The sequence below is a fragment of the Sphingobacterium sp. JB170 genome (genome assembly GCF_900163865.1).
Lineage (GTDB): Bacteria > Bacteroidota > Bacteroidia > Sphingobacteriales > Sphingobacteriaceae > Sphingobacterium.
The window spans coordinates 483,061-507,814 of sequence record NZ_FUKU01000026.1 but is presented as its reverse complement, the minus strand read 5'-3'; the positions used below and the strand labels follow the sequence as shown (position 1 = coordinate 507,814).

19 protein-coding genes are annotated in these 24,754 nt (G+C 44.3%); 9 read left to right on the top strand and 10 right to left on the bottom strand.

The genetic code is table 11. The features are described from left to right. The first annotated feature begins 66 nt into the window (after nt 1-66). From FM107_RS07735 to FM107_RS07715, 5 genes are all read left to right on the top strand, one after another. Complete coding sequence (locus FM107_RS07735; protein ID WP_086947914.1) at nt 67-1,767, top strand: sodium/solute symporter; 1,701 nt, start codon at nt 67-69, stop codon at nt 1,765-1,767. Nucleotides 1,768-1,799: 32 nt separating this feature from the next. After that, nucleotides 1,800-2,960, top strand: a complete 1,161-nt coding sequence (locus FM107_RS07730) for an aldose epimerase family protein (RefSeq protein WP_086947987.1) — start codon at nt 1,800-1,802, stop codon at nt 2,958-2,960. 16 nt (nt 2,961-2,976) lie between these two features. Beyond that, nucleotides 2,977-4,521: an alpha-N-arabinofuranosidase gene (locus tag FM107_RS07725; RefSeq protein WP_086947913.1), complete on the top strand. Its 1,545-nt coding sequence runs from the start codon at nt 2,977-2,979 to the stop codon at nt 4,519-4,521. Between the two features lie 7 nt (nt 4,522-4,528). Further along, nucleotides 4,529-6,490 (top strand): alpha-L-arabinofuranosidase C-terminal domain-containing protein, encoded by a 1,962-nt coding sequence (locus FM107_RS07720; RefSeq protein ID WP_086947912.1) that lies wholly within the window; start codon nt 4,529-4,531, stop codon nt 6,488-6,490. A 209-nt stretch (nt 6,491-6,699) separates the two neighbouring features. Further along, nucleotides 6,700-9,261 carry an alpha-L-arabinofuranosidase C-terminal domain-containing protein gene (locus FM107_RS07715; RefSeq protein ID WP_218778933.1) on the top strand — a complete coding sequence of 854 codons (2,562 nt, stop codon included), beginning with the start codon at nt 6,700-6,702 and terminating at the stop codon, nt 9,259-9,261. A gap of 77 nt (nt 9,262-9,338) precedes the next feature. On the opposite strand, the gene FM107_RS07710 is transcribed toward FM107_RS07715, so the two are convergent. Beyond that, nucleotides 9,339-11,708 carry a glycoside hydrolase family 127 protein gene (locus FM107_RS07710; RefSeq protein ID WP_086947910.1) on the bottom strand — a complete coding sequence of 790 codons (2,370 nt, stop codon included), beginning with the start codon at nt 11,706-11,708 and terminating at the stop codon, nt 9,339-9,341. A 285-nt stretch (nt 11,709-11,993) separates the two neighbouring features. Here FM107_RS07710 and FM107_RS07705 point away from each other — a divergent pair, with 285 nt between their 5' ends. Next, a complete protein-coding gene (locus tag FM107_RS07705; protein ID WP_086947986.1) occupies nt 11,994-13,232 on the top strand; it encodes a DUF2264 domain-containing protein in 1,239 nt (412 codons plus the stop codon). A gap of 137 nt (nt 13,233-13,369) precedes the next feature. On the opposite strand, the gene FM107_RS07700 is transcribed toward FM107_RS07705, so the two are convergent. The 9 genes from FM107_RS07700 to panC all read right to left on the bottom strand — a co-directional run bounded on the left by FM107_RS07700 (nt 13,370) and on the right by panC (nt 22,116). Beyond that, nucleotides 13,370-13,933, bottom strand: coding sequence for a DUF4136 domain-containing protein (locus FM107_RS07700; protein WP_086947909.1), 564 nt, complete (start codon nt 13,931-13,933; stop codon nt 13,370-13,372). A 53-nt stretch (nt 13,934-13,986) separates the two neighbouring features. After that, complete coding sequence (locus FM107_RS07695; protein ID WP_086947908.1) at nt 13,987-15,621, bottom strand: NAD+ synthase; 1,635 nt, start codon at nt 15,619-15,621, stop codon at nt 13,987-13,989. Nucleotides 15,622-15,814: 193 nt separating this feature from the next. Next, nucleotides 15,815-16,459: an FKBP-type peptidyl-prolyl cis-trans isomerase gene (locus tag FM107_RS07690; protein ID WP_143559449.1), complete on the bottom strand. Its 645-nt coding sequence runs from the start codon at nt 16,457-16,459 to the stop codon at nt 15,815-15,817. A 119-nt stretch (nt 16,460-16,578) separates the two neighbouring features. Next, a complete protein-coding gene (locus FM107_RS07685; RefSeq protein WP_086947906.1) occupies nt 16,579-17,217 on the bottom strand; it encodes an FKBP-type peptidyl-prolyl cis-trans isomerase in 639 nt (212 codons plus the stop codon). A gap of 115 nt (nt 17,218-17,332) precedes the next feature. Next, nucleotides 17,333-17,803: a thioredoxin family protein gene (locus tag FM107_RS07680; protein ID WP_086947905.1), complete on the bottom strand. Its 471-nt coding sequence runs from the start codon at nt 17,801-17,803 to the stop codon at nt 17,333-17,335. A gap of 55 nt (nt 17,804-17,858) precedes the next feature. Continuing rightward, nucleotides 17,859-20,204, bottom strand: coding sequence for a TonB-dependent receptor (locus FM107_RS07675; protein ID WP_086947985.1), 2,346 nt, complete (start codon nt 20,202-20,204; stop codon nt 17,859-17,861). 237 nt (nt 20,205-20,441) lie between these two features. After that, the gene (locus FM107_RS07670; RefSeq protein ID WP_256959407.1) at nt 20,442-20,807 is read right to left on the bottom strand and encodes a hypothetical protein; all 366 of its coding nucleotides are present in this window, start codon (nt 20,805-20,807) and stop codon (nt 20,442-20,444) included. Nucleotides 20,808-20,861: 54 nt separating this feature from the next. After that, on the bottom strand, nt 20,862-21,212 hold the full coding sequence (gene panD, locus FM107_RS07665) for an aspartate 1-decarboxylase (RefSeq protein WP_086947904.1): 351 nt from the start codon (nt 21,210-21,212) through the stop codon (nt 20,862-20,864). Between the two features lie 58 nt (nt 21,213-21,270). Next, nucleotides 21,271-22,116, bottom strand: coding sequence for a pantoate--beta-alanine ligase (panC, locus tag FM107_RS07660; RefSeq protein WP_086947903.1), 846 nt, complete (start codon nt 22,114-22,116; stop codon nt 21,271-21,273). Between the two features lie 146 nt (nt 22,117-22,262). Here panC and FM107_RS07655 point away from each other — a divergent pair, with 146 nt between their 5' ends. The 3 genes from FM107_RS07655 (at nt 22,263) to prfA (ending at nt 24,706) form a co-directional block, all read left to right on the top strand. Beyond that, nucleotides 22,263-23,090, top strand: coding sequence for a glycogen/starch synthase (locus tag FM107_RS07655; RefSeq protein ID WP_086947902.1), 828 nt, complete (start codon nt 22,263-22,265; stop codon nt 23,088-23,090). 135 nt (nt 23,091-23,225) lie between these two features. Beyond that, nucleotides 23,226-23,555: a multidrug efflux SMR transporter gene (locus tag FM107_RS07650; protein WP_086947901.1), complete on the top strand. Its 330-nt coding sequence runs from the start codon at nt 23,226-23,228 to the stop codon at nt 23,553-23,555. 77 nt (nt 23,556-23,632) lie between these two features. Next, nucleotides 23,633-24,706, top strand: coding sequence for a peptide chain release factor 1 (prfA, locus tag FM107_RS07645; RefSeq protein ID WP_086947983.1), 1,074 nt, complete (start codon nt 23,633-23,635; stop codon nt 24,704-24,706). Nucleotides 24,707-24,754 lie beyond the last annotated feature (48 nt).

Genomic DNA, 24,754 nt, shown 5'->3' with positions numbered 1-24,754 from the left:
AGACTTTCCTTTGCGCGCTCCAGGTTCGATTAAGGAAAGTCTCTTTACTAACCTTTATAAATAAAAATGGAAAAATTTGCCACAGTAGACTATGTAATCTTTGTAATCTATTTTTTCTTGGTAGCTGGATATGGCTACTGGATCTATCGCAAAAAAACGAGTACGGCCGGCGGTAGTAAAGACTACTTTCTTGCTGAAGGATCATTAACTTGGTGGGCGATCGGTGCCTCACTGATTGCCTCAAATATTTCGGCTGAACAGTTTATCGGAATGAGCGGAAATGGTTTTGAAGTCGGAATTGCGGTTGCTGCTTATGAACTGATAGCGGCCGTTGCCTTGATCATTGTTGCCGTCTGGTTTATCCCGGTATACCTGAAGAATAAAATCTTTACGATGCCGCAGTTTTTGAATAATCGTTATAATGAAACGACAAGTCTGATTATGGCGGTCTTCTGGTTATTTCTGTATGTGTTTGTAAATTTAACATCCATCTTATATTTGGGTGCGATAGCCATTTCCAGTATGGCTGGGGGCGGCGAGAGCTTTCATATTATTATGGTCGCTTTAGCTGTTTTCGCCGTGATAATTACACTCGGCGGTATGCGCGTAATTGGTTTTACAGATGTAATTCAGGTCGTGGTGCTCATTGTCGGTGGTATTGCCACAACCTATGTGGCGTTGACGCTTGTGAGTGAGCATTTTGGCTTAGGCAAGGATGTTATTGCCGGATTCAACATGTTGATGGAAGATTCACCGGGCCACTTTAATATGATTGTGGACAAGCCTGGTGCTGGCGCCACGCAGGAGGAAATCAATAAATATTTGATGCTCCCCGGGGTTGGAATGTACCTCGCGGGGATCTGGATTGTGAATCTAAATTATTGGGGTTGTAACCAGTACATTACCCAGCGTGCACTAGGGGCTGACCTGAAGACGGCTCGTAAGGGTATTTTATTTGCCGGTTTTCTAAAACTGTTGATGCCAATTATCGTCATGCTACCGGGGATTGCGGCCTACGTGCTTTATAAGAATGGCGCCTTGCAAGAAGAGATGGCTCCGGGAGGCGTATTTCACGCCGATAACGCATATTCTGCCATTTTAGGCTACCTGCCTAGTGGTATGAAGGGGCTAGCGCTAGCTGCATTAACGGCAGCCATTGTGGCCGGACTTGCCGGTAAAGCTAATAGTATTGCTACAATCTTTACGCTTGATATTTATAAAAAGTACATCAGTAAAGAAGCCAGCGAAGCAAAAATGGTTTGGATAGGGAAAATAACGATTGTAGTTTCTATCTTAGTATCTGTACTTTTCACATGGAACGACACCTTAGGTATCGGTGGTGCGGGTGGATTCACCTTCATACAGAAATACACGGGCTTTATTAGCCCTGGTGTATTTTCGATGTTCTTATTGGGGATGTTCTGGAAACGTACAACGGGAGCCGCTGCAATTACAGGCCTTATTTCGGGTTTTGGACTTTCAGTGTTCTTTAATGAGTTTGCAACCAAAGTGTTTGGACCGGAAACTTGGATCTATACAGCCTATTTAAACAAAAGTGGCGAGTATGAAATTCCATTTCAAATCTGTATGGGGCTGGCATTTGCCTTTACGATTACACTGATGATTATTGTCAGTCTTTTCGGGCCAAAGGAAAATCCGAAGGCTTTCGCACTGGACAAAAAAATGTTCAAAGTAGAACCATCCATATTGGTACTTATTGTAGTTACTTTACTTTTAGTTACTGCAATTTATGTGCGCTTTTGGTAAGTAGGAAAACACAATATAAACACTTAATCAATATGAAAAACAACATTTTAGCAGCTGCCTTAATAGCATCGACGGTAACCTTTGGTTGTCAGCAGGGAGCGAACAATCGAAATGACAAAGCAACAAGCGGTGATGCAGATAGCAGCACTACTATCGCGGCAGAGTTTGATGCCTCGATCGACTCGAAAGACGTAAAACTTTATTCCTTAGAAAATGGTGGTGTTTCGGCAACCTTAACTAATTACGGCGCGCGTCTGGTGAGTTTAAATGTACCGGATAAATCCGGCGCAATAAAAGATGTTATCCTGGGTTATGATACGGCTCAGGAGTATAAGGACAATGCAAGTAATTTCTATGGTGCTGTTGTTGGACGTTACGGGAACCGAATAGGAGATGCGACCTTTACACTTGATGGCGAAAAATACGAGCTGGAAAAAAATGACGGGAAAAACTCGTTGCATGGTGGAGCCAATGGTGTGTATAATAAGGTATGGGATGTTGCTGCGAGTAACGATACATCGGTCACTTTAACCTACGTTTCGCCAGACAAAGAGGCTGGTTATCCGGGAACTGTAAACATGAGCGTGACCTATTCGGTAGATGGTCAAGGTGGATTGAATATCGCTTATCAAGCAACAACCGATAAGAAAACGGTACTAAACCTGACCAATCATGCTTATTTTAATTTGAACGGTGCAGGTGCCTCGACGATTCTGGATCATCATTTGCAAGTGGATGCGGAGGCAATTACGCAGGTCGATGAGACATTGATTCCTACAGGCGAAAGCCTCAAGGTTGCAGGAACGGCTTTTGATTTCCGGGAACCTCATGCCATTGGCGAGCGCATCGATCAGGATGAAGCGCAGCTAAAGATTGGCGGAGGCTATGACCACAACTTTGAGCTGAACAAGAAAGATGGGTTCCAGAAGGTTGCCTCGGTGTATGCTCCACAAACGGGTATCGAGATGCAAATTCTTACAACCGAGCCAGGGTTACAGTTTTATAGTGGAAATTTCATGAAACAGGAAGATCCAAAAGGTAAACAGGGACTCGCGTATCCTTTCCGTGCAGCATTTTGCTTGGAAACGCAGCACTTTCCCGATGCGCCTAATCATGAGAAATTTGCTTCGACCGTATTGGAACCGAACCAAACATACACATCAAAAACGACTTATAAGTTTTCGGTACGTTAACCTGGAGGATTAAATTATGAGGAGAAAAAGTTTGAAATTAGGCGCTATGCTATTGCTAGCTAGCGCCTCGTTATACGCACAAAATAAAGTAACACTCCAAACCGCGCACGAACCTGTTACTATCAGTAAGCATATCTACGGCCATTTTGCTGAGCATCTAGGCCGCTGTATTTATGGCGGATTTTATGTTGGAGAAGCGAATGATAGTATCGCACATACACAAGGGGTGCGCAACGACGTTGTGCAAGCACTTAAAAAATTGCAAATACCCAATTTACGTTGGCCTGGCGGTTGCTTTGCCGATACCTATCACTGGAAAGATGGTATTGGAGATAAGGCTGGTCGACCTTCTATTGTCAACAGCTGGTGGGGCGGGGTTACCGAAGATAATTCCTTCGGCACGCACGATTTTTTAAATATGTGCGAGCTTTTAGGTACCGAACCCTACCTTTCCGGAAATGTAGGAAGCGGTGAGGTGCAAGAACTTGCCGACTGGGTGCAATATGTGAATTTTGATGGAAAAAGCCCGATGTCAGATTTGCGCGTGGAAAATGGGCGAGAGCAGCCCTGGAAGGTGAGTTATTGGGGAGTTGGTAACGAAGCCTGGGGCTGCGGCGGAAATATGACGGCTGAATACTATGCCGACATTTATAAAAAGTATGCCACCTTCATGTCGGACTGGGGGAATAAGGACGGACTTTATCGTATAGCCTCCGGCGCGAACTCTGCAGACTATAACTGGACTGAAACGTTGATGAAAAAGATCCCGCACAGTTTAATGAAAGGCGTGGCGCTGCATCATTATGCCGTGATAGACTGGGACAAAAAGGGGCCATCGACAACATTTTCGGAGGAACAATATTTTAAGACCATGAAATCTGGTTGGTTCATGGAAGAACTTATCCAAAAGCATACAGCGATTATGGATAAGTACGATCCGCAGGCTAAAATTGATTTGGTTGTTGACGAGTGGGGCGGATGGTATGAGGTTGAACCCGGAACTAACCCTGGATTTTTATATCAGCAAAATACGATGCGTGATGCAATGCTCGCCGGAATGACCCTAAATATCTTTAACAACCATGCCAAACGGGTAAAGATGGCTAATCTGGCCCAAGCTATTAATGTATTGCAGTCGGTAATCCTCACGCGCGGTGACCAAATGATTTTGACGCCTACTTACCACGTGATGGAGATGTATAAAGTGCACCAGGACGCGCAGCAAATCCCATTAGCGCTCTCCAGCGATAGCTTCAAGTATGGTTCGGAAAGCATTCCAGCCCTTTCGGCATCGGCATCGAAAGATGCCCACGGTAAGGTGCACCTTTCGCTCGTTAATGTTGATCCGCATAAAAGTAAGAAGGTATCCGTTGCTTTAGGCGAAATACATATTTCAACTGTACAGGGACGCATACTGAAAACCGAAAATCTACGTGATTATAACACCTTCGAATCACCTCAAACGATTACACCTAAAGCGTACAAGGGAGCTAAGCTTAGCGGGGGGGAAATAGAAATTGATATTCCCGCATTTTCGGTAATCGTACTGGAATTAACTTAAGCGAGTGATGAAAAAAAAACTAAAATTTACCGCCGTAGTCACCCTATTGGTCGGTAGTCTCTTTGCGCAGGCTCCCGTCGAAATGAAAATTGCCCTTGATGCGCCTACTGGGGAGATATCACCATCGATGTGGGGCGTATTCTTCGAAGACATTAATCTAGGTGCCGACGGTGGTATTTACGCCGAATTGGTTAAAAATAGATCCTTTGAATTCGACAGCCCGCTGATGGGTTGGAAGCAGCTAGGCGAACTACCTGAAGGCGCAATGCTGATCATTAATGACGGTAAGCGCAAAGGAAATCGACGTTCGTTACGAATTAACAAGAAGACCGATAGCATTATAGGGCTGCAAAATGAAGGCTTCCGCGGGATGGGGATAAAGCAAGGCGAAAATTACGAATTTTCGTTGTTGTACCGCCAAATTTCCCCGGGACTAAAATTACATGTGGAGCTAGTCGATTCGGCGAATAATGTGCTGAGCGAAGGACTACTGCCTCTTCAAGATGGTAACGGGTGGCAGAGTGGTTCGGTTAATTTTTCCGCAAAGGCCACTAACGCGTCGGCAAAACTTAACGTTTGGTTCCATGGAACCGGAACAGTTCAGGTCGATATGTTGTCGTTATTTCCGCATGACACCTGGAAGGGACGCAAGAAAGGGCTACGAAAGGACATGGTACAAATACTCGATGATATGAAACCCGGGTTTCTACGATTCCCTGGCGGATGTATCGTCGAAGGTAGAGATCTAGCTACACGCTTTCAGTGGAAGAAAACCGTAGGTCCTATTCAGGAGCGCGAGCTTATTATTAACCGCTGGAATACAGAGTTCTCACAACGGTTAACACCCGATTATTTTCAAAGTTTTGGACTCGGCTTTTACGAGTATTTCCTGCTTTCCGAAGATATCGGTGCCGAGCCGGTGCCCATTTTGAACTGCGGAATGGCCTGTCAATTTAATACCGGCGAGGTTGTGCCGTTGGATGAACTGGATGAGTATGTGCAAGATGCACTAGATCTGATTGAATTTGCCAATGGCGCCGTAGAAACCCCTTGGGGTAAGGTACGTGCAGAAATGGGACATCCAGCTCCTTTTAATTTGAAAATGCTCGGCGTGGGTAACGAAAACTGGGGCCCGCAATACGTAGAACGATTAGCTATATTTAAAGACATCCTCCGGCAAAAGCACCCCGAAATCCAGATTATCGCGAGCTCGGGGACAGGTCCCGACGGAGAGCGATTTGAATATTTGGATGAAAAATTACGTGCAATGAAGATCGATATCATTGACGAACATTACTACCGTCCGCCGGCATGGTTTCTCTCGGGTGCAGCGCGGTATGATGATTATGACCGCAGTGGCTCGAAGATTTTTGCAGGTGAATACGCATCGCACACCACGCGCCCAAATGGTCCGGGACGTAGCACGTGGGAGGCAGCCCTCTCGGAGGCCGCATTTATGACCGGTCTGGAGCGTAATGGCGATGTCGTACAGATGGCCTCTTATGCACCATTATTTGGACATGTCGACGGCTGGCAGTGGTCGCCCGATCTAATTTGGGTGGATAATTTAAATGTATACGGAACGCCGAGCTACCATGTTCAGAAACTCTTTTCGTTGCATAAAGGGAACGATATCATCCCGATGAAGTATGCCGGAGAGAATGTTACGGGCATCGATGGTCTCTATGCTTCTAGCGTATACGACAAGCAAACAAAGGAGTTGATCGTAAAGTTCGTAAATTACAACAGCAGCTTGAAATCGGTTAATTTTCATCTTGATTCCAAGAAAAAGATTAGTGGTGAAGCCGCAAAGATAACCTTAGCAAATGTGGACTTAAATGTTTCCAATAGCATCGAGCAGCCGCTGGCTATTCAGCCCGTGACTAAAACTGCGAGTTATAATGGAAACATGATCAACGAGACATTTGCTCCTTATTCGTTCACGGTATTACGTATACCTGTCCGGTAAATCAGTTAAACAATCCGGACGAGTGTGGCAAGCAAAAGCTATCCTGCGCTTTCTTTACTTCAACGAACCTACTTTTTGGCGGCAAAAAGGGCGATTTCTCATTTGAGTATAATAAACGTGTTTTTTTACGTTTATTAAGGCGCCAAGGTTCGTTGAAATTCGGAAGGTACCAGCTGATGGCGAAACACAAACAACCAATATTTAAACAGATGAGAGGTATTATTATTTTATTCGTTTTGTTTTTCTTGTGGCCGCCCGTTCAAGCGAGTGTACCCGATTCCGCATACATCTTTGCCTACTCTACGGCAAAGAATAATAACCATAATGGCCTGCATTTCGCTTGGAGCATCGACAAGAAGCATTGGCAAGGAATCGGACAAGAGCGAACATACCTTTCCTCCGATTATGGTCGGTGGGGTACGCAAAAAATGATGTTTGATCCGTATTTGTATAGAGCGCCCGACGGTATGTGGCATTGTGTCTGGGGATTAAACGATAACGATGGTGTGTTTGCGCACGCTTCCTCGAGGGATCTCGTTTCTTGGAACAGCCAGTCGTACCCTTTGGTGTATCCGCAAGGGAATCTCAAGTCACCCGTACTCACCTTCGAGAGTAATTTAGGCGAGTATATCATTATGTGGCAAACGGATAAAATCGAGGCGAGAAGCTACAGCGTACGCACCAAGGATTTTAAAGTCTACTCGAAACCGAAAAAGGAGGCATACCGCAACAAGAAGGACAAAATTTCGCTCGCCGGACAGCCGTTAAGTGGAACGATGCATAAAGTGGAATGGGCACAGCTTGAAAAGTTATTCCAAGCTGATAAAATGGAACAGCTTAAACAGAAGTTATATAGCGAGCGCGCCCAAGATGATTCGGCTCGTTTTGCGGGGTTGAAGCCCCTGGAGGGAACCCTGGCACTAACGGATGATAAGCCGCGAGAAATTAGTGACATTTTTATGGGTATTTTCTTTGAGGATATCAATTATGCCGCCGACGGCGGGCTCTATGGAGAACTTCTTCAAAATCGCGGTTTTGAATATACCTCGTCCGATAAAAAGGAGTGGCATGGACTTTCGTTTTGGAAAGCAAGTAATAACGACGTTCGTCTAAGCATCGATTCGATTGCTCCGGTGCACCAAAATAACGGACATTACCTAACCTTAGTAGCTCCAGAAGGGCAAGGGGTCATTAATGAAGGTTTCGGTGGTGTTACCCTGAAAGGGGGAGAAAGGTTTGATTTTACGGTATTCGCCAGAGGTAAAGATAAGGATGTGGGAAAACTTATCGTGCGCGTTCTGGACAGCGCGGGGCACATGATCGCGCAAGCACAAACCAAGCGGGTAGCGGCAAACCAGTGGGCAAAATATGAGGCCATCTTGGAGCTGGCGGATACCGTGCATAATGGGCAGCTCATGGTGTTGACAGAAAGTGGCGCTGCGGTGGATTTAGATATGGTCTCTTTGTTTCCTATAAACACATTCCACAACCGAAAAAATGGAATGCGCGCAGACATTGCACAACATATTGCTGACATGAAACCCCGATTTGTCCGCTTTCCGGGAGGATGTGTCGCACATGGTGATGGACTAGAGAATATTTATCATTGGAAAAATACGATTGGTCCTTTAGAAGAACGTATTGGACAGCGTAATTTATGGGGATACCATCAATCCTATGGACTCGGTTATTTCGAGTATTTTCAGTTTTGTGAAGATTTAGACGCAGAGCCCATTCCCGTTGTTGCCGCGGGTGTTCCCTGTCAAAACTCAGGACATCATGGGCATCCGATTGGCGGACAGCAGTGCGGAATAGCGATGGGGGATATGGACGCGTATATTCAGGATATACTGGATTTGATTGAATATGCCAATGGAGATCAGACGACTACCTGGGGACGCAAGCGTGCCCAAGCTGGGCATCCTGAGCCTTTTGGATTGAAGTATATCGGTGTAGGCAACGAGGACTTGATAACGGATGTATTCGTGGAGCGGTTTACAATGATATATCAAGCCCTGCAGGAGAAACACCCCGAAATTAAGGTTATTGGAACCGCCGGTCCTTTTTATGAAGGCAGCGATTATACACAAGGATGGAAACTCGCTGATTCGCTAGCCATACCGCTGATCGATGAACATTATTATACTTCACCAGGATGGTTTATTCACAATCAAGATTTTTACGACAAATACGATCGGAGCAAATCAAAGGTTTATTTAGGGGAGTATGCAGCTCATATTACCGGCAGAGTAAGTACTGTCGAAACGGCGCTAGCTGAAGCGCTGCACTTATGTAATTTAGAGCGCAATGGTGATTTGGTGACCATGACCTCCTATGCGCCGCTTTTGGCGAAGGAAGGAAGTACACAGTGGAATCCCGATTTGATCTATTTCGATAACCTAAGTGTGAAGCCCACCACGGGTTATTATGTGCAGCAACTTTTTGGGCAAAATGCAGGGGAAGAATACTTGTTTTCAAATTTATCGCTTTCCAGTGCCGACGACGCGGTAACTAGGCGGATTGGAAAATCAATTGTTCGTGATCGAAATACGGGTGATCTGATTGTGAAATTGGTGAACCTTTTACCTGCCGCGGTGAGCCTGAAGACAGATTTTTCGTCCCTCGGCATACAAACAAATACGTCACAAGCGTTCGTGCTTTCTGGGAACTTCGATGATAAAGAGGTAGTACCCAAGTCAATGGAGCTGAATCCCAAAGGCTTCGTCCTTGAGCCTTATTCACTCACCATTTTGCGGATTAAAACGAAATAGGTTCTACAAATATATTGACCTCGGGTCACGTTTAGCGCGCCGCTCACGAATCTCACGGCGAGCCTAAGGTTTACGGTTTATTTTCGGCCGGCATTTAAAATGCGCACTTCTAATATTTTGTGGCTCGTTTTTTTGGCTCCCGCTTGCAGTTTAATTTCGTACTGCTCTCGCGCCGGTAGATTACGCGGCCAGGGAAAACGGGTGGCGGTGATTCCTTTATTTTTCGATGTTTTCAATGTTGCAATGCGCTGGCCATCGATTGTAATTTCTGTTTCCAGTGGTTCGGCATCGTTAAGATATTTGATATACAACTCGAGATTTTCGTCTAGCGCGACATTCATGCGGTAACTGAACCATGTTTTAGTTTGACGCCAGCGGACATCCCCCATTACGCCGGAGTTGCTGTGCTGCTGGTTAAAAAAATGATCCGATTCGGGTTGCTGCTCGCCGCACACAACTTTATCAATTGTATTGGCGTTGAGCTGTAGCGCTGCGATCTCGCTTTCTGCTATTTGTTTTTGAATTTCAATGCGCTCCAATGCCGTTGCTTGTGGCCAATATATGATGTACCGCGCATCGTGGATACTGTAGAAGGGCTCGAGTTCCATTTGCAAGCTATCTTCGCCGCGATATAGACTGGTCAGGCTAAAATGCAGTGGTTTGGAATCAATAGGCTCCACTAACCGGGGAAGAGTAGCGGGGTCCCCCGTAAGAAGCGGTACGGTAGCCATGGGTACTTGTTTACCACTAGCGATATGCCCCATGCGGCTATCATCGGCGCGAAGTCCTTTAAGATCCTGGTCCCCATAACGCGCCGCTAGAACAATAGGGCCATATAGGAAGCTATAAAAATTGCTTTTGTCCGGAAGCTGTTCAAGATGAATCCCCATTGGAAGTGTGAGCTCAACGCAGTCGCCTTTTTTCCATGTTCGTTCAATACTAATATAATCGGCGGTAGATGATGATGGGACGACTTGTTTTGAATTTATTCGCAAGATAGGCGCCGCAACAAGCCAACTAGGTGTTCGGATATGAAGAGTAAATGAAGTCGAAGTCGGCACATCGATGGTGATCGATGTGCTGGCCGTTGCAGGGAAGTTATTGTTTTGTGTAATTTCGATATTCTTTTCGTGCCAATTTAATTTCGAGGGAATAAAAAGATTAACATACAAACTATCTCCTTTTGATGCGTATATCATTTCACCATATTTGGCGTGATTCTCCATGCCTGAGCCTACGCAACACCACATGCTGGTGTGCGGTTGAGAATACACTCTGTAGTGCGCTGGCCGCATTTGTGTAAAGTATACAAAGCCCCCATGTTCAGGATGCTGTGTGGAGAGGATGTGATTATATAGACTGCGCTCGTAGTAGTCCAGATATTTACCTTGCGGCGCAGTCTGGTATAACATTTTCGTAAGCCTGAGCATATTATACGTGTTGCAGGTTTCTGGACCTTCAACGCTATGCATCATCTTTGAAAAATCCTGTACAGGATTGAAATGTTCGCTGACGCTATTTCCTCCGATCGATATGGTTCGCTGTTGTACGACATTGTCCCAAAAATAGGCTGCGGCGTCCGCCCATTTCTCGTCGTGATCGAGGTCGGCAATGCGTTTATATCCCAGTACTTTCGGTATTTGGGTATTGGCGTGCAAGCCAGTTAGGCTATCTTGATGCTGTATTAAGGGATCCAGAATAGTGCGTTGCGAGAATTTTCGGGCTAGGGCTAAGTATTTTGGGTTTTTCGTGATTGCACATACGTCGGCAAAAGTTTCGTTTAATCCACCGTGTTCGCTGGTTAACATATCCTGAATTTGTGCCTCGGATAGTTGTGCTACGAGTAGAATGGCCCAATCGGTCATGTTAATGAGCATAGCTTTTGCACGTTGACTTCCCGTTAAAAGGTAGGCATCACGAAGGCCAGCGTATGTTTTGTGAATGTTATATAAGGGAACCCACTTGTCATTAAGGCTGAATCCGCTGGCGTTGATTTGTCCATCCTTGATTTCTTGCCATAATTGCTGTCCTCCCGGGACGCCCCCGACATAGCCGTTATTATTTTCTTTTTGACACCTTTCGAGATTTGTCAACATATAATCTAATCGTTCTTTGATACGGGAATCCCCGGTAGAGGCGTACATGTAGGCTAGTGCAGAGATATAGTGACCACCAATATGTCCGTCGAGCCCGGTATTTTCCCAGTTCCCATAAGACGGTTTACGCGTAGGGAGATTCGACTCCCGTAAGAATGGGGCCAATAGGCGATCCGCATCCATACTTAAGAGATAATTTAAGTCTACGTCTTGGGCGTTTTTAAAAGGGCTTTCCAGAAGCCTTACATCCTTGAGGTCAAAATAATCGAGTTTCTTGGCTGTTTGTCCTTGCAGTGCGGGTGCAAGCAATATACTCAGGAATAAATATGTGATGATTTTTTTTTGCTTCATATTTGTTGGTATTATCGTGTTATCACGTATAATAGGGTGTCTTGGAATTTTGGTTAGTCAGGGTTGCTTGATGTTGAGCTAGTACCTAATTCAAATATAATCAATGGCAATGTTTTTTTAAGTGTTTTTTATACATTTATTTTTTTATGGAGTTAATACGCTGAAGTTCGTTCGTTAAATGTTATTTTAGTACTTCTAATCAGCTAAATCTATGCGAATTATCAGATTTTTCATTGTGACTTTTTTTTAAATTATATGTTGTCGAATTTCAAAATCAATAATTCAATGCGAAGTAAAGCAATCGCTAAATTATTTTTAACGGTAAGCGTGCTATGCTGTTTTTGTTCTCCAGCGCGCGCCTCAAACATATCCCAGACGACCGATGATCGAACTTTTTGGTTAGCAGAAATGGACCGCATGGCCCGCCCGGTGATCCGCAGTCTAGCGCATGACAGCCTGCGGATTAATATGCCCACGCTTACAGCACCTAATGTGGATAATCAAGTAAATCGTATCCAGGTGCAGTACGTCGAAGTATTGGGACGCGTGCTCTCGGGGATCGCCCCTTGGTTAGAGCTAGAAGGGGGCGATCAATCCGAGATAGCGCTCCGTAAACAGTATCGAAGCTGGACGTTAGCAGGCTTAAAAAATGCACTCGATAGCGGCGCGCGCGATTTTATGTCATTTGATCTGGGCGGACAGCAGCTTGTCGATGCCTCTTTTATCGCATTGGCTTTTTTGCGCAGTCCTTGGCTGTGGAAAAATTTAGACCAAGTGAGCCGCGATCGGCTGATACGGAGTATTGCAACGACTCGGAAATATCGTCCCTCGTATTCCAATTGGCTCCTTTTTTCTGCTGTTAATGAAGCTTTTTTCGCAAAGATAGGTCAACCTTGGGATGCTATGCGTGTTGATTATGCGCTGCGGCAGATGGAGCAGTGGTATGTGGGAGATGGCATGTATAAAGATGGTATATCTTTCGCGTACGACTATTACAACAGCTATGTGATTCATCCCTACCTTAGCGCGCTTAAGGATGTGATACAAGAGAAGACGAATATATATAAGGCCATGTTTACCGATATTGGGTCGCGCAATGCGCGTTACGCAGTTATTTTGGAAAGGTTAATTAATAGCGACGGATCGTTTCCCCCTTCGGGCCGATCTATTATCTATCGTGCGGCTGCTTTTCATCATCTGGCGGACATGGCCCTTAAAAAGCGACTACCCGAGGAGCTTCCTGCCGGACAGGTGCGGGCGGCACTCACGGCCGTTTTACATAAAGTGACCGAAAGTCCGTCGACCTATACAAACGGCTGGCTAACAATAGGCCTTTATGGGGAGCAGCAATCGCTGGCCGATTCGTATAATAATCAAGGTAGTCCTTATTTGAGCTCGGCAATATTTTTGCCTTTAGGCCTTCCGAAGGAAGATGCCTTTTGGAGTGGCCCCGCGATTCCTTGGAGTGCAAAGAAAATTTGGTCGGGAGGGCGGGGGACAAAGGATCACAAGATGGTGGAATAATGATTGGGACAAGGCGCACTTGTTGAGGTATAATACACACTCTCGCCGCTGAGAAGCGTACGATAAAAAAAGCCACCTCAACCTTATGCAGGTCGAGTATGGCTTTCCTATATAATTAAAATGAAAAATTTTGTTTCTTATTTGCTGGGGTATTCTTTGAAAATACCATGAATTACTTTTGGCAGGTTGTTTATGGCTTTTTCAGGTGAAGATATTGCTGACGAGCCACGTGCTTGCCATATTACTGAGTTAGTCGATTTGTCAAGCGCTTCTACGATAAGATGAGCATAGCGGTATTTTTCACTACCTGCAGGATATGTATAGCCATAGCCATAACCGAATCCATATCCCCAAGGACCACCCCAACCCCATGGACCGCCCCATCCATAGTGTGAATGGTATACGGGACGACTCTTGTTATTAACAATGGTAATATAGCGGAATAAGATATCTGGATTCTCCTTGCTGTATTGCAGGCCTAAATCTGCCAGCTCGTTGTTTGCAGCATTTAAAATATTGGTCTGCGCGATATCATTTGAAAAATAGTCCTTGGAAAGGGAGTCTATTGGCGGAAGCCATCCATATGTTTTATACTGACCGAAATCAAGGTCAACTACTTTAGTCGTGTTATATTGTACCGAAGCACAGGCACTAAGGAGTGCGAGGACTCCAAACATGAATATATAATTTAGCTTTTTCATAAGACTGAAACGTTAATAGTTGTTAGACTATACTTTTGTAAATAAGTTTAAAATCAAAATGGATATTTTGCGACAAGCGGCATCACGCGCCCATTACCAAATGCTTTGGAACTCACCCGAAGGATCGGCGGACATTGGTGTCGTTTAAATTCGGCATTATTTAGCAAGTTTCCGATTCGCCGCACGGTAGGCTCATCAAACCCAGCATGAACCACTTCGGATGCAGGTTTCTCTAGTTCTATGAGTTGATAGAGTATGGCATCTAAGATCTCGTACGGCGGCAGCGAGTCGGAGTCTTTTTGATCCGGACGCAACTCCGCGGATGGTGGTTTTACAATGGTGTTTTCTGGGATGATTACTTTATCTCTATTTATATATTTTGCTAAGCTGTAGGCTTGTGTTTTGTACACATCGCCTATCACACTAAGGGATCCCGCCATATCCCCATATAGGGTTCCATAGCCGACAGCGGCCTCACTTTTGTTGGACGTATTTAGCAATATGTTTCCATATTTGTTCGAAAGCGCCATGAGGAGCGTTCCTCGAATACGCGCTTGGATATTTTCTTCAGTTAAATCTGCCGCACGTCCTGCGAACGCATCAGTAAGCGTTGCCTCGAAGCTACCTGCAATATCCTTAATGGGTATTATCAAGTGTTCACAACCTGTGTTTTCCACCAGATCCAGGGCGTCTTTCAAGGAATGATCGGTAGAATATACGGAAGGCATGAGCACAGCCAGCACATTTTCTGCACCGAGCGCCTCACTGGCCAAGGCTGCCACTATTGCTGAATCCAATCCCCCAGAGAGACCTAAAACGGCCTTTTTGAAACCTGATTTTTGAAAATAATCTCGAATGCCGAGTACGAGCGCATGATGAATCAGGGCTATTTCTGAATCTGATTCCACCGATAGCGTGTTTGGGCTCGCAAGTTGGTTGCTGTCGATGATTCTAAAGTCCTCTTTGAATCCGGCAAGCTGCGCTGATTGGTGGCCCGTACGATCGAGTACAACTGAACGTCCGTCGAAAATAATATCTGCGTGCGCTCCAATTTGGTTAACATAAACTAGGGGGCATCCTGCTTTTATTACATTCCTTTTTAGAACGTTGATGCGGTTTTCAAAATGCACGTACGAGAATGGAGAGGCGGCTATGTTAATAATAAGTGTCGGATCTTCTTTGCGCAGCTCGTCCATGAGGTCGCCAATATAGGAATTGGAGGCATCATCATCCCAAAGGTCTTCGCAAATTGTAAGGGCGACTTTTTCTCCCTTGATGTCGATGCATGATACCTGGCGACTCGGTTCAAAGTAACGGTATTCGTCAAAGACGTCATAGTCCGGTAAAAGGCTTTTTTTGGAGTTGCTTTTTATTTGCCCGTCATCGATATAAACAGCCCCGTTATACAAAGCTTTGCCTTCAGGATCATTATTGGGCAGCGGAGCGCCAATGATGCAGCTTATCCCCTGACAGGCTGCTGCCACTTTTTGCAAACTTTCATCACATAAATCTAGAAACCTCCTGTTGCGTAGTAAATCTTTGGCGGGATAACCGCCGATCGCTAGTTCCGCAAAAACAACGAGGTCTGCACCATGCTGTTTCGCTTTTTGAATTGCGGATACTATTTTCGTTGTATTTTGTTCGAAATTACCGATGTGGTAATTTAGTTGCGCTAATGCTATTTTCATCCCAATCGTTGTTTGTCAGTTCTTGCTCTAGTTCGTTGGTAAATTTACTAAATTACTTTTGTGCATGGCGTAAAAATAGTAACCGCACCGTGCGAAAAAATGGCCTTATAAGAAGCCGATCGTTAAGATTTAGGGGACAAAAAAATGTCTTTGGATTTTCCAAAGACATTTTATGATTGTATTGAAGTTGATTTTAGTTAATTTCTAATACTTCAAATTCATATACCAATGGTGTGTTTCCAGGAATTTTTCCAATCGTTTGCGCGCCGAATGCCCAATATGACGGGGTAACAACCTGTATTTTGCTTCCCACTTTCAGGCCTTTATTTGTCAAACCTCCTACAGGATAATTATTTCCGTTGTATCGAATGGTACTTGGTAAAAAAGCTATTCGCCAAATAGCATTGATTACATTGGGGTTGCCTGCTGCCCCTAACTCATAAGTGCTTCCTTCAGCGTCTTCAATATAAAGATCTCCATTAAGTCCGGAAACCGAATATTTAACTTTTGCTTTTGGAAAGATGATCGAGTTTCCATTAGTAATTTGATATTCATACGTTGTATCCGTCGGGATACTTTCTATCGAATACCATATGCCGCGTTCCGTGGAATTGTCGATGTAATTATAAGGGACCTTGATTGTATCCTGTTGAGGGGCGTCAAAATTACTTTCTGCATAAGCCTTGATTTGAATGCTTTGCGCTTTTATTAACGAATCAATTTGTAGTTCTTGTTTGCGGTATTCTGCCGTGTTGTCTACATTGTCGTCCTTCATGCATGATGTTAAGGATACAGTAGTTAGAGCCAGAGCAAAAAGTGGTTTGATTAGATTTTTCATAAATTATTAATGTGTTTTACATTGCATAGAACGGGTACTTATGAGTTCGCGCTACACCTAGATTTTACCTTTTTAAAATTAATTATATTAATTGATTCCTACTAAAGGAAATACGTTGGTTATTCGTAAGAGATATCCACCACTTCCATTTCGAAATATAGCGGTGAATTTGCCGGTATTTTCTCCAATTCCTTTGCGTCATACGCCCAAGGTGATGGCGTAACGAATTTGATCACGCTTCCTTTTCGAAGTCCTTCTGTTGTTAGTCCTGCCATTGGAATAGAATACCCGTTATAGTTGACGACCTTTGGTAGGAATGCACTCTGCCATGCCCTGATCATTCTGCCAAGTTCAAATTCTCGGGTTTCAACTTTGTCTGCTGTATCCTTATCATCGGATTCATCGAATACCGTTCCATCGAGTAAAGTACCTTTGTAGATCACTGTTATTTTAGGACTTACGACACGACCGCCGGATATTATGTACGAAAAGGGATCCGCTTCTCCCGGGTTTACGACGTCATACCAAATACCAAGTGAATCATGGTGAATAGGGGTTTCGAAGTTTGTTTTCGCGAATTGTTCGAGCTCGCCTGCCTGCTCCGCAAGAACCTTTTGGATGCGTACATTGTTAAGCGAGTCTTGGATGCGCGCCTCTTCTTGCGCTTTTTCGTAGTCAAAATCGTCGTTTTTAGAACAAGAGGCTAATGCGAGCGCTGTGAGGGTTAGTAATAAAAATGGTTTAAATAAAGTCTTCATAAATAAAATTCAGTTCGTATTTCAGGCATTATAACGCGTAACGGTTGGTAGATGCGACAGCAAACATAAATAAAAACGTTCGAAAAAACCACGTGAAGGCGAGTTGTTTTAATAATCAACGAGTTAGTATTTGGGATATGGCTTTCGGACCAAGGTAGGTGAAATATCGTTTTTGTACCGAAAAATCAGCGTGGAGTATGATCGTTGTTGGGAAGATGAACTTTGCATCTTTGCGCGCGAGAAGGGTGGCGATATCGTGGTTATGACCTACCCGCTTTTTGTTCGACGCATTTTTTAGCAGATGCCCTTCGAAATAGATGCTGTCGGTACTTTCCGCGTCAAAGGATACGGCATAATAACGCTCGTTGATATCGTTAATGACCTGTGGATTTGTGAAAACCTCATTTTGCATCTTTCGGCAATAGGCGCACCATTCGGTATGGAAGAAAAGCAGCACCTTTTTGGGTTTTATCTGCAAGGAGTCGGAGAGCTGCTCGAAGGTGATCCAGTTTACTGATTTCTTTTGTTGCGCGCTAATGCGTGAACAGAGGAGTAAAGAGAGGATTGTTAATGTTAATACTTTCATGGGTTAATTGTTTTCAAGCGGGCCCAGCACTACAGGTGCCGGGTCGCGCGTGCTTTTAATGAAAATGACCGATTTTAATGCCGAATGTAAATGTTCTCGGCTTGGTCGGGCCGTAAACGTAGTCCGAATCACGCAGTGGCCCCGTGTCGAAGTCTTTTTGGAATGCGTTAAACATGTTCTGTACGCCGGCAAAGAGCTCTATATTGAAGTCGTTTTTTACAGCAAAAACGTAACCGAATCGAAGGTTGAGTTCCATGAAGTCGGGTGATTTTGTAATAATCATTCGTCGATCGGTTTGGTAGTGGGGGACTTTCATTGTGCCCGTGTATACACCGGTCAGATCGATCGATAGAGGCATAGTTGCTTTGAAATTGGTATTCAAATAGCCATATACATTTGGGGTCCGCATGTATTGCTTGACAATGAGTTCCTCACCTGGGTTTTCGCCATCGAATATGATCTGTCCTTCGTTGTAGGTAGCACGTTGAATAGTACCACCTGCTTGAAAAGTAAGGTTTCCGGATGGGGCAGCGCTTATCTCGATGTTACTCCCGTATACTTTCGAGTTACTCCCATTACGCATTTCTTGAATAATGACCTGTTCGTTTTGAGTTGTCATAACCGTTGTGAATGGGTTTTGAAGATCGGTATAGAATCCCTCAATGAGCACGCTTGTTTGTGTACTCCCGAAGTTACGTGTGTAATTGAACGAGCCGGTGTAAGCGTTTGAATATTCGGTTTTTAGATTCTCGCCCATCAACACAAATACTTGCTGCCCCCCGATCGAGGTCACGTGCATGTCCTCGTTGAAAGCTTGCGGAGCACGGAATCCGCGGGCATAACCACCACGAAATTGAAGAGTTTCTGTGATATCATATAGTAGTGTGAATCGCGGGCTAATGGTGCCGAAGTTTTCTGCCGATGAGCGAACTTGATTTAATAGACGATAGTCACCATCGATGTGGGTATAATCGTAACGGCCGCCAATTAATGCTTTCAAAGGATCGGCTATTTTCCACTCATATTGAACGTAACTGCCCAGCGCATGTGTGCTCTGATCGATCGATCGGCCATAGGATGGGATATCGTCGGTCGTGCGGTTGGTGTTGTATTCAACACCTGCGGTTAGCACGTCGTTTTCGAAATTATAAGTGTACTGTCCACCACCGACCATTGCAAAGTCCTCGGTGATGCCGTAGGAGTTTGCCGCGGTGATACTGTCCTGCGGGTTGGTTGAGCCACCTAACCCGCCGTAATAGCTATCTCTCTTGCTTTTTTGCGCGGAAAGGTAGAGGGAGAATTTATGTTTCCAGTCTTTCGAATAGTGATCGTAGGTAATTCCTCCAATTAAGGAGTTGGTTTGTAGTTGTTCGGTGATGTCCGTGAAATGCGGAGCAAGGTCTATTCGATCTCCGCCTCGACGAAATTCATTCATTACGCTTAGATCGAGGGTAATTTTGTTTTGTTCGCTCGGTTTATAGAAAGCCTTGGTGCCAAAGGTGGTGTTTTTGAGTTTCGTGATTTCCGAAAATCCATCGTCGTTGGCATCCCAAGGTTGTCGCTCGCGGTGCATCCCGTAGAACGTCGCTCCACTCATCAAGTCTTGATCGACATACGAGGTGTTAAAGTCGAGCGTATTATCCCAAGAGGAACCACCTGTGATTGAGTTGGTTGATTTTATTTGCCAATCGTTTTCTACGGGATCTTTGGTGATGATGTTTATTGTCCCTGCGATGGCGTTCGCGCCGAAAAGTGCTGACCCGCCACTCCGCACGACTTCAATGCGATCAATCATGCTCGTGGGAATCTGGTCTAAGCCGTAGACACTATTTAATGCGCTAAATACCGAACGGCTGTTGATCAATATTTGTGAATAAGCGCCGTCCAGACCGTTCAATCTTACCTGAGAGAAGCCACAGTTTTGACAATTGTTTTCGACCCTGACGCCAGGCTGGTAGGAAAGCGTCTCGGACATGGCTACTGATTGCGTAGCGTTAAAGAGTTTAGGTCCGAGTACATTCACAATTACCGGGGCCTCACGGCGGTCAAGGCCATATCGTGTGGCGCTGACAACGACTTCATTGATATTGAGATTATCCTCGAGCAGTGTAATGTTGATCGTTTGTGCCGCTGGTAGGTTAGCGACAGATTCTTTATGCGTTTGGAAGCCGACCGCGCGCGTAATTAAGGTAACGTCCGATTCGAGAAGATTGGTCAATGTAAACTTACCCTGCTCGTCGGTGGTCGAACCATTGGAACTTCCCTGAGCTAATACCGTCGCATAGGGGACAGGCTGGCCGCTTGTAGTTTTGACTGTTCCGGAAATCGTCGTCTGCCCCAAGGCCGCTCCGGGTAATATATAGTATACGGCGAAAAGTAACGCCTTAATAGTTGTAGACATGTTAAAATAAAATATTGTTCGTGTTGCTTTACGAATAGGATAAACGGATAATAGGGGAATGCCCATAGGTATGTATATAGGCGGAAACAAACGCGTTATAGCATCGATTAGACAATGAAAATTTCCTTTGTTTAAATGCGTATAGGTGCACCACGGTGGACTCTTATTTCAAAATAGAAATCAATAGCCGGATCGTGCTAAACTAAAAGATGCTAAAAAAGAGAATGTTCGCGAAGATTATCCTTGGAGCGGCGGGCCACGCAAATGATAGTGGAGGATGAGAAGTGTTACGGGGTTCTGGACGAATTCGGCGTATTTGATGTATCCGGTCAGTGTTCTTAACGGCGCTTGGAAGACAAACATCGTAGAGGGCAGAAAGCTGCCCGCAAATACGACGTTCAAATATTGGATTTGCCCATCGGATTCGTGATGGTGTGAAGTGCCTTTTTTCGTAAAATCGTAGGGGTGGACGTGGGTGATGATCTCGCCCGAAGATGTTACCTCTTTATGCATGAAAACCACCCCACTGACGATAATTACCGTCATCCACAGGCTTAGTAGACCCGCGACACTAGAACGGTATGTAGTTGTTAGTTGATGCATAAAAAAAGCGTTCCGACTAAGGTAACGCTGTAAAAATATAGAATGTTTTTGAGATTATCGGATTAAATTATTGTTATCATCCGGGAAGATTAACGCAGGTTTGTGTACGCGCGCCTCGTCGGGCGTCATACTTGCGTAGGAGATAATGATTACAATGTCGCCAACTTGTACTAAGCGTGCTGCCGCACCATTTAGGCATATCGTTCCTGAACCACGTTCACCCGGGATGACGTACGTTTCTAGTCGTGCACCGTTGTTATTGTTGACAATTTGGACACGCTCATTGGCGACAATGTTTGCAGCATCCATTAGATCTTCGTCAATTGTGATGCTTCCCACATAGTTTAATTCAGCCTGTGTTACCCGCACACGGTGAATCTTTGACTTCATTACTTCAATTAACATACTGCAAAATTACCGCATTTGGAATACAAATAGGAACAATGACCAATTAAAATGACATTTAATTTAAAATAATATTGTCTATTAACCGCACCCCTTCGATCCATACAACGAGCATTGCTACATGAGAAACGTTAAAGTCGATAGTTTGGGTTTCTTTTAAATTACGACTCTCGCAAATCGCTATATATTCGATCTCTAGGCCGGTTTCCCGCGTTATAATGTCGGCCGCATTTTCTTTCAGGACTGCTGGCGGATGCGTGGTGAAATGTGTCTTTATATAGCTTAAAGCGCGAAATAAGGCTAAAGCTTTGTTTTTTCCTTGCTCGCTTAATCGCATGTTTCTGGAACTCAAGGCGAGTCCTTCCTTACTGCGAATAGTTGGACAAATCTCTACAGTAATGGGTAAATCTTTGATTTCGATCATTCGCTTTATGACCATGATCTGCTGAAAATCTTTTTGACCGAAACAAGCCACATCAGGCTTAACTAAGGTGAATAGTTTGTACACGATTTGTGTAACACCCTGGAAATGTCCTGGACGCTTCTGACCTTCCCAAACCGAATCTAGGTCACCTAGGTCGATATTCCATGCGGGTTCATTCTGCAGGTACATTTCTTCCACGGTGGGCATAAACACCACATCACACCCCGCTTGCTTGAGCAGTTGAAGATCGTTTTCAATAGGTCTCGGGTATTTTTCGAGATCCTTCGGGTCATTAAATTGTGTGGGATTAACGAAGATGCTGCAAACGACAATATCGGCGATTTGTGTTGCCCTATCGAGCAAAGATAGGTGTCCCGAGTGAAGAGCGCCCATGGTTGGTATAAGTGCTATCCGAAGTCCATCTTCACGCTGCTTACCGAGGTAAGATTGTAAATCTTTTTTGGTTTTAAATGTATTCACCTTAAAACGTTAAATAAAGGCGCAAATTTGCATAAATAAATTGGTATTATAAAGTGATGAAAACGAACTAATTGTAAAATTCATATATTTTCCGTACCTTTGTATACCGATTTTACGATTCGATTAATTAAAAAAAACAATTGGAGATGGCAAAAACGAAAATATTGTTTGTAACCCATGAGATGTCGCCTTTCCTTGAAACAAGTAAAATTTCTGAAATAACACGCCAGTTACCGCAAGCTATGCAAGAGAAGGGTTTTGAGATCCGTATTCTTATGCCTCGTTTTGGTAATATTAATGAGCGCAGAAATCGTCTTCATGAAGTGATAAGGTTGTCGGGAATGAACATCGTGGTGGATAGCAATGACAATCCGCTAATTATTAAAGTGGCTTCATTGCCTACTGCTCGGATGCAGGTATACTTTTTAGATAATGAAGAGTATTTTCAGCGGAAAAAGGTTTTTCGTGACGACAAGGGAGTGTTTTTTCAAGATAACAACGAACGATCGCTGTTTTTCTGTAAAGGTGCATTAGAAACTGTTAAAAAATTAGGCTGGGCTCCCGATGTGGTACATTGCCACGGTTGGTTCTCTGCAATGGTTCCTGCCTATTTGAAAACGGCTTATAAGGATGATCCTACGTTCAAGGATTCGAAAGTCATTTATTCGCTATACGCAAATGAGGATTTTGATTCGGTAGGTCCCAAGTATGCCGCTTTAGCAGTGAAAGACGATTTGACGGCTGAACAAGTTGCTCCTTACGGTGATGGCTCGTATGTTGACCTGTACAAAGGTGCGTTATCTTATGCTGACATCGCAGTTTACATGGATGAGGAGATCGACCCTGAGTTGAAATCATTTGTAGAAGAAAAGGGTATCCGGAGTTTTACGCCAATGGGCGATGCTGATTACGATGGATTCGCTGATTTATTTGATGAGTTTTCCTCGGTTGACGTCGACGTAGCAACGGCATAGTATTTTGTTCAGATGAAATTGAAAGACTGCTTCGCGCAGTCTTTTTTTTGTAAAAGCGGTTTCTCCTTATTTTTTAACATTTATGGAATGAAATTCTAATACTTTCTCGACCTTTGTTTGATATAATTACTAGGAATGAATTGGTTAATATTGATTGTGGCAGGCCTATTTGAAGTTGGATTTACCTCCTGTCTTGCAAAAGCAAAAGAAACAACTGGAAGTGAAATGTACCTTTGGTACGGCGGATTCGTCACGTGTCTCGCGATAAGTATGTTTGGGTTGATGAAGGCGACGCAGTCCCTGCCACTGGGTACGGCTTACGCTGTATGGACGGGTATTGGCGCGGTGGGTACGGTGCTTGTTGGTATAATTGTCTTCCATGAATCGGTTGACTTTTGGCGAGTGTTTTTTATTTTCACGCTTATCGCATCGATTATTGGTCTCAAGGTGGTTTCATCTCATTAATAAAAAAAAAACTGTATTTTTGTCCCTACGAAAGTGATTAACAGCATGTGGCTGTTATGACGATGTTGAATATAATTATGTTAGAAAAACTCCAAGCTATAAAGGAACGATGGGAAGAGGTCGAAGCTGAATTAAGCAAGCCTGAAACCATCAACGATATGAAACGTTTTGCTAAACTCAATAAAGAGTATAAAGACCTTGGCAAGATCGTTGATCAATACCATATCTATAAAAATATTGTTAGCAACATTGATTCAAACAAGGATATTTTATCGAACGAAAAGGATCAAGAGTTACGTGAAATGGCAAAAGAGGAGCAGGATCTTCTTATTGAGCAAAGAGCGGAGAAAGAAGAAGAAGTTCGATTGATGCTTATACCAAAAGATCCCGAGGATGGTAAGAATGCAATATTGGAGATCCGTGGCGGATCTGGTGGGGATGAAGCGGCGTTATTTGCTGGAGATCTTTACCGTATGTACACGCGTTATTTTGAAACAAAAGGATGGCGTAACGAAGTCATGGATGTGACGGAGGGAACATCAGGAGGGTATAAAGAAGTTATCTTAAAAGTTACCGGTGAGGATGTATATGGGCAGTTAAAATACGAGTCTGGCGTACACCGCGTGCAACGCGTTCCAGATACGGAGACTCAAGGTCGGGTGCATACCTCAGCGGCGTCGGTGGCCGTGTTACCGGAAGCCGAAGAAGTCGATATCGAGATAAACCCAGCGGATATCGAATTGCAGACCTCACGCTCTGGTGGTGCTGGAGGACAAAACGTGAATAAAGTTGAAACCAAAGTGCAGCTGACACACAAACCTTCGGGTATTGTGGTGGTATGTCAAGTGGAACGTTCGCAGCTTGCAAATCGTGAACTGGCCATGGAGATGCTTCGTAATAAATTATATGAACTCGAAGTTCAACGTAAACACGGTGATGTTGCAGCTAAACGTAAGACAATGGTGTCAACAGGTGACCGCTCAGCTAAAGTTCGTACCTATAATTATCCACAAGGGCGCGTAACCGAACATCGTATCGGATTAACGATGTATAATCTGCCTGCGGTTATGGATGGTGATATTCAGGGTATTATCGACGCGCTACAATTTGCGGAGAATGCCGAGAAAATGAAAGACGGTACGGTAGCGTAGATTTTTTCAAAAAAGTTTAGTGTAGTTCGAAATAAACGCTATATTTGC

Excerpts from the sequence above, each read along its gene's own strand:
- FM107_RS07720 (WP_086947912.1), top strand. The coding sequence starts at position 4,529 with ATGAAAAAAAAACTAAAATTTACCGCCGTAGTCACCCTATTGGTCGGT.
- FM107_RS07715 (WP_218778933.1), top strand. The coding sequence starts at position 6,700 with ATGAGAGGTATTATTATTTTATTCGTTTTGTTTTTCTTGTGGCCGCCC.
- FM107_RS07675 (WP_086947985.1), bottom strand. The coding sequence starts at position 20,204 with ATGTCTACAACTATTAAGGCGTTACTTTTCGCCGTATACTATATATTA.
- FM107_RS07685 (WP_086947906.1), bottom strand. The coding sequence starts at position 17,217 with ATGAAGACTTTATTTAAACCATTTTTATTACTAACCCTCACAGCGCTC.
- FM107_RS07655 (WP_086947902.1), top strand. The coding sequence starts at position 22,263 with ATGGCAAAAACGAAAATATTGTTTGTAACCCATGAGATGTCGCCTTTC.
- FM107_RS07725 (WP_086947913.1), top strand. The coding sequence starts at position 2,977 with ATGAGGAGAAAAAGTTTGAAATTAGGCGCTATGCTATTGCTAGCTAGC.
- panD (WP_086947904.1), bottom strand. The coding sequence starts at position 21,212 with ATGTTAATTGAAGTAATGAAGTCAAAGATTCACCGTGTGCGGGTAACA.
- FM107_RS07695 (WP_086947908.1), bottom strand. The coding sequence starts at position 15,621 with ATGAAAATAGCATTAGCGCAACTAAATTACCACATCGGTAATTTCGAA.
- FM107_RS07735 (WP_086947914.1), top strand. The coding sequence starts at position 67 with ATGGAAAAATTTGCCACAGTAGACTATGTAATCTTTGTAATCTATTTT.
- FM107_RS07690 (WP_143559449.1), bottom strand. The coding sequence starts at position 16,459 with ATGAAAAATCTAATCAAACCACTTTTTGCTCTGGCTCTAACTACTGTA.
- FM107_RS07670 (WP_256959407.1), bottom strand. The coding sequence starts at position 20,807 with ATGCATCAACTAACAACTACATACCGTTCTAGTGTCGCGGGTCTACTA.
- FM107_RS07730 (WP_086947987.1), top strand. The coding sequence starts at position 1,800 with ATGAAAAACAACATTTTAGCAGCTGCCTTAATAGCATCGACGGTAACC.
- FM107_RS07680 (WP_086947905.1), bottom strand. The coding sequence starts at position 17,803 with ATGAAAGTATTAACATTAACAATCCTCTCTTTACTCCTCTGTTCACGC.
- FM107_RS07650 (WP_086947901.1), top strand. The coding sequence starts at position 23,226 with ATGAATTGGTTAATATTGATTGTGGCAGGCCTATTTGAAGTTGGATTT.
- FM107_RS07705 (WP_086947986.1), top strand. The coding sequence starts at position 11,994 with ATGCGAAGTAAAGCAATCGCTAAATTATTTTTAACGGTAAGCGTGCTA.
- FM107_RS07710 (WP_086947910.1), bottom strand. The coding sequence starts at position 11,708 with ATGAAGCAAAAAAAAATCATCACATATTTATTCCTGAGTATATTGCTT.
- FM107_RS07700 (WP_086947909.1), bottom strand. The coding sequence starts at position 13,933 with ATGAAAAAGCTAAATTATATATTCATGTTTGGAGTCCTCGCACTCCTT.
- prfA (WP_086947983.1), top strand. The coding sequence starts at position 23,633 with ATGTTAGAAAAACTCCAAGCTATAAAGGAACGATGGGAAGAGGTCGAA.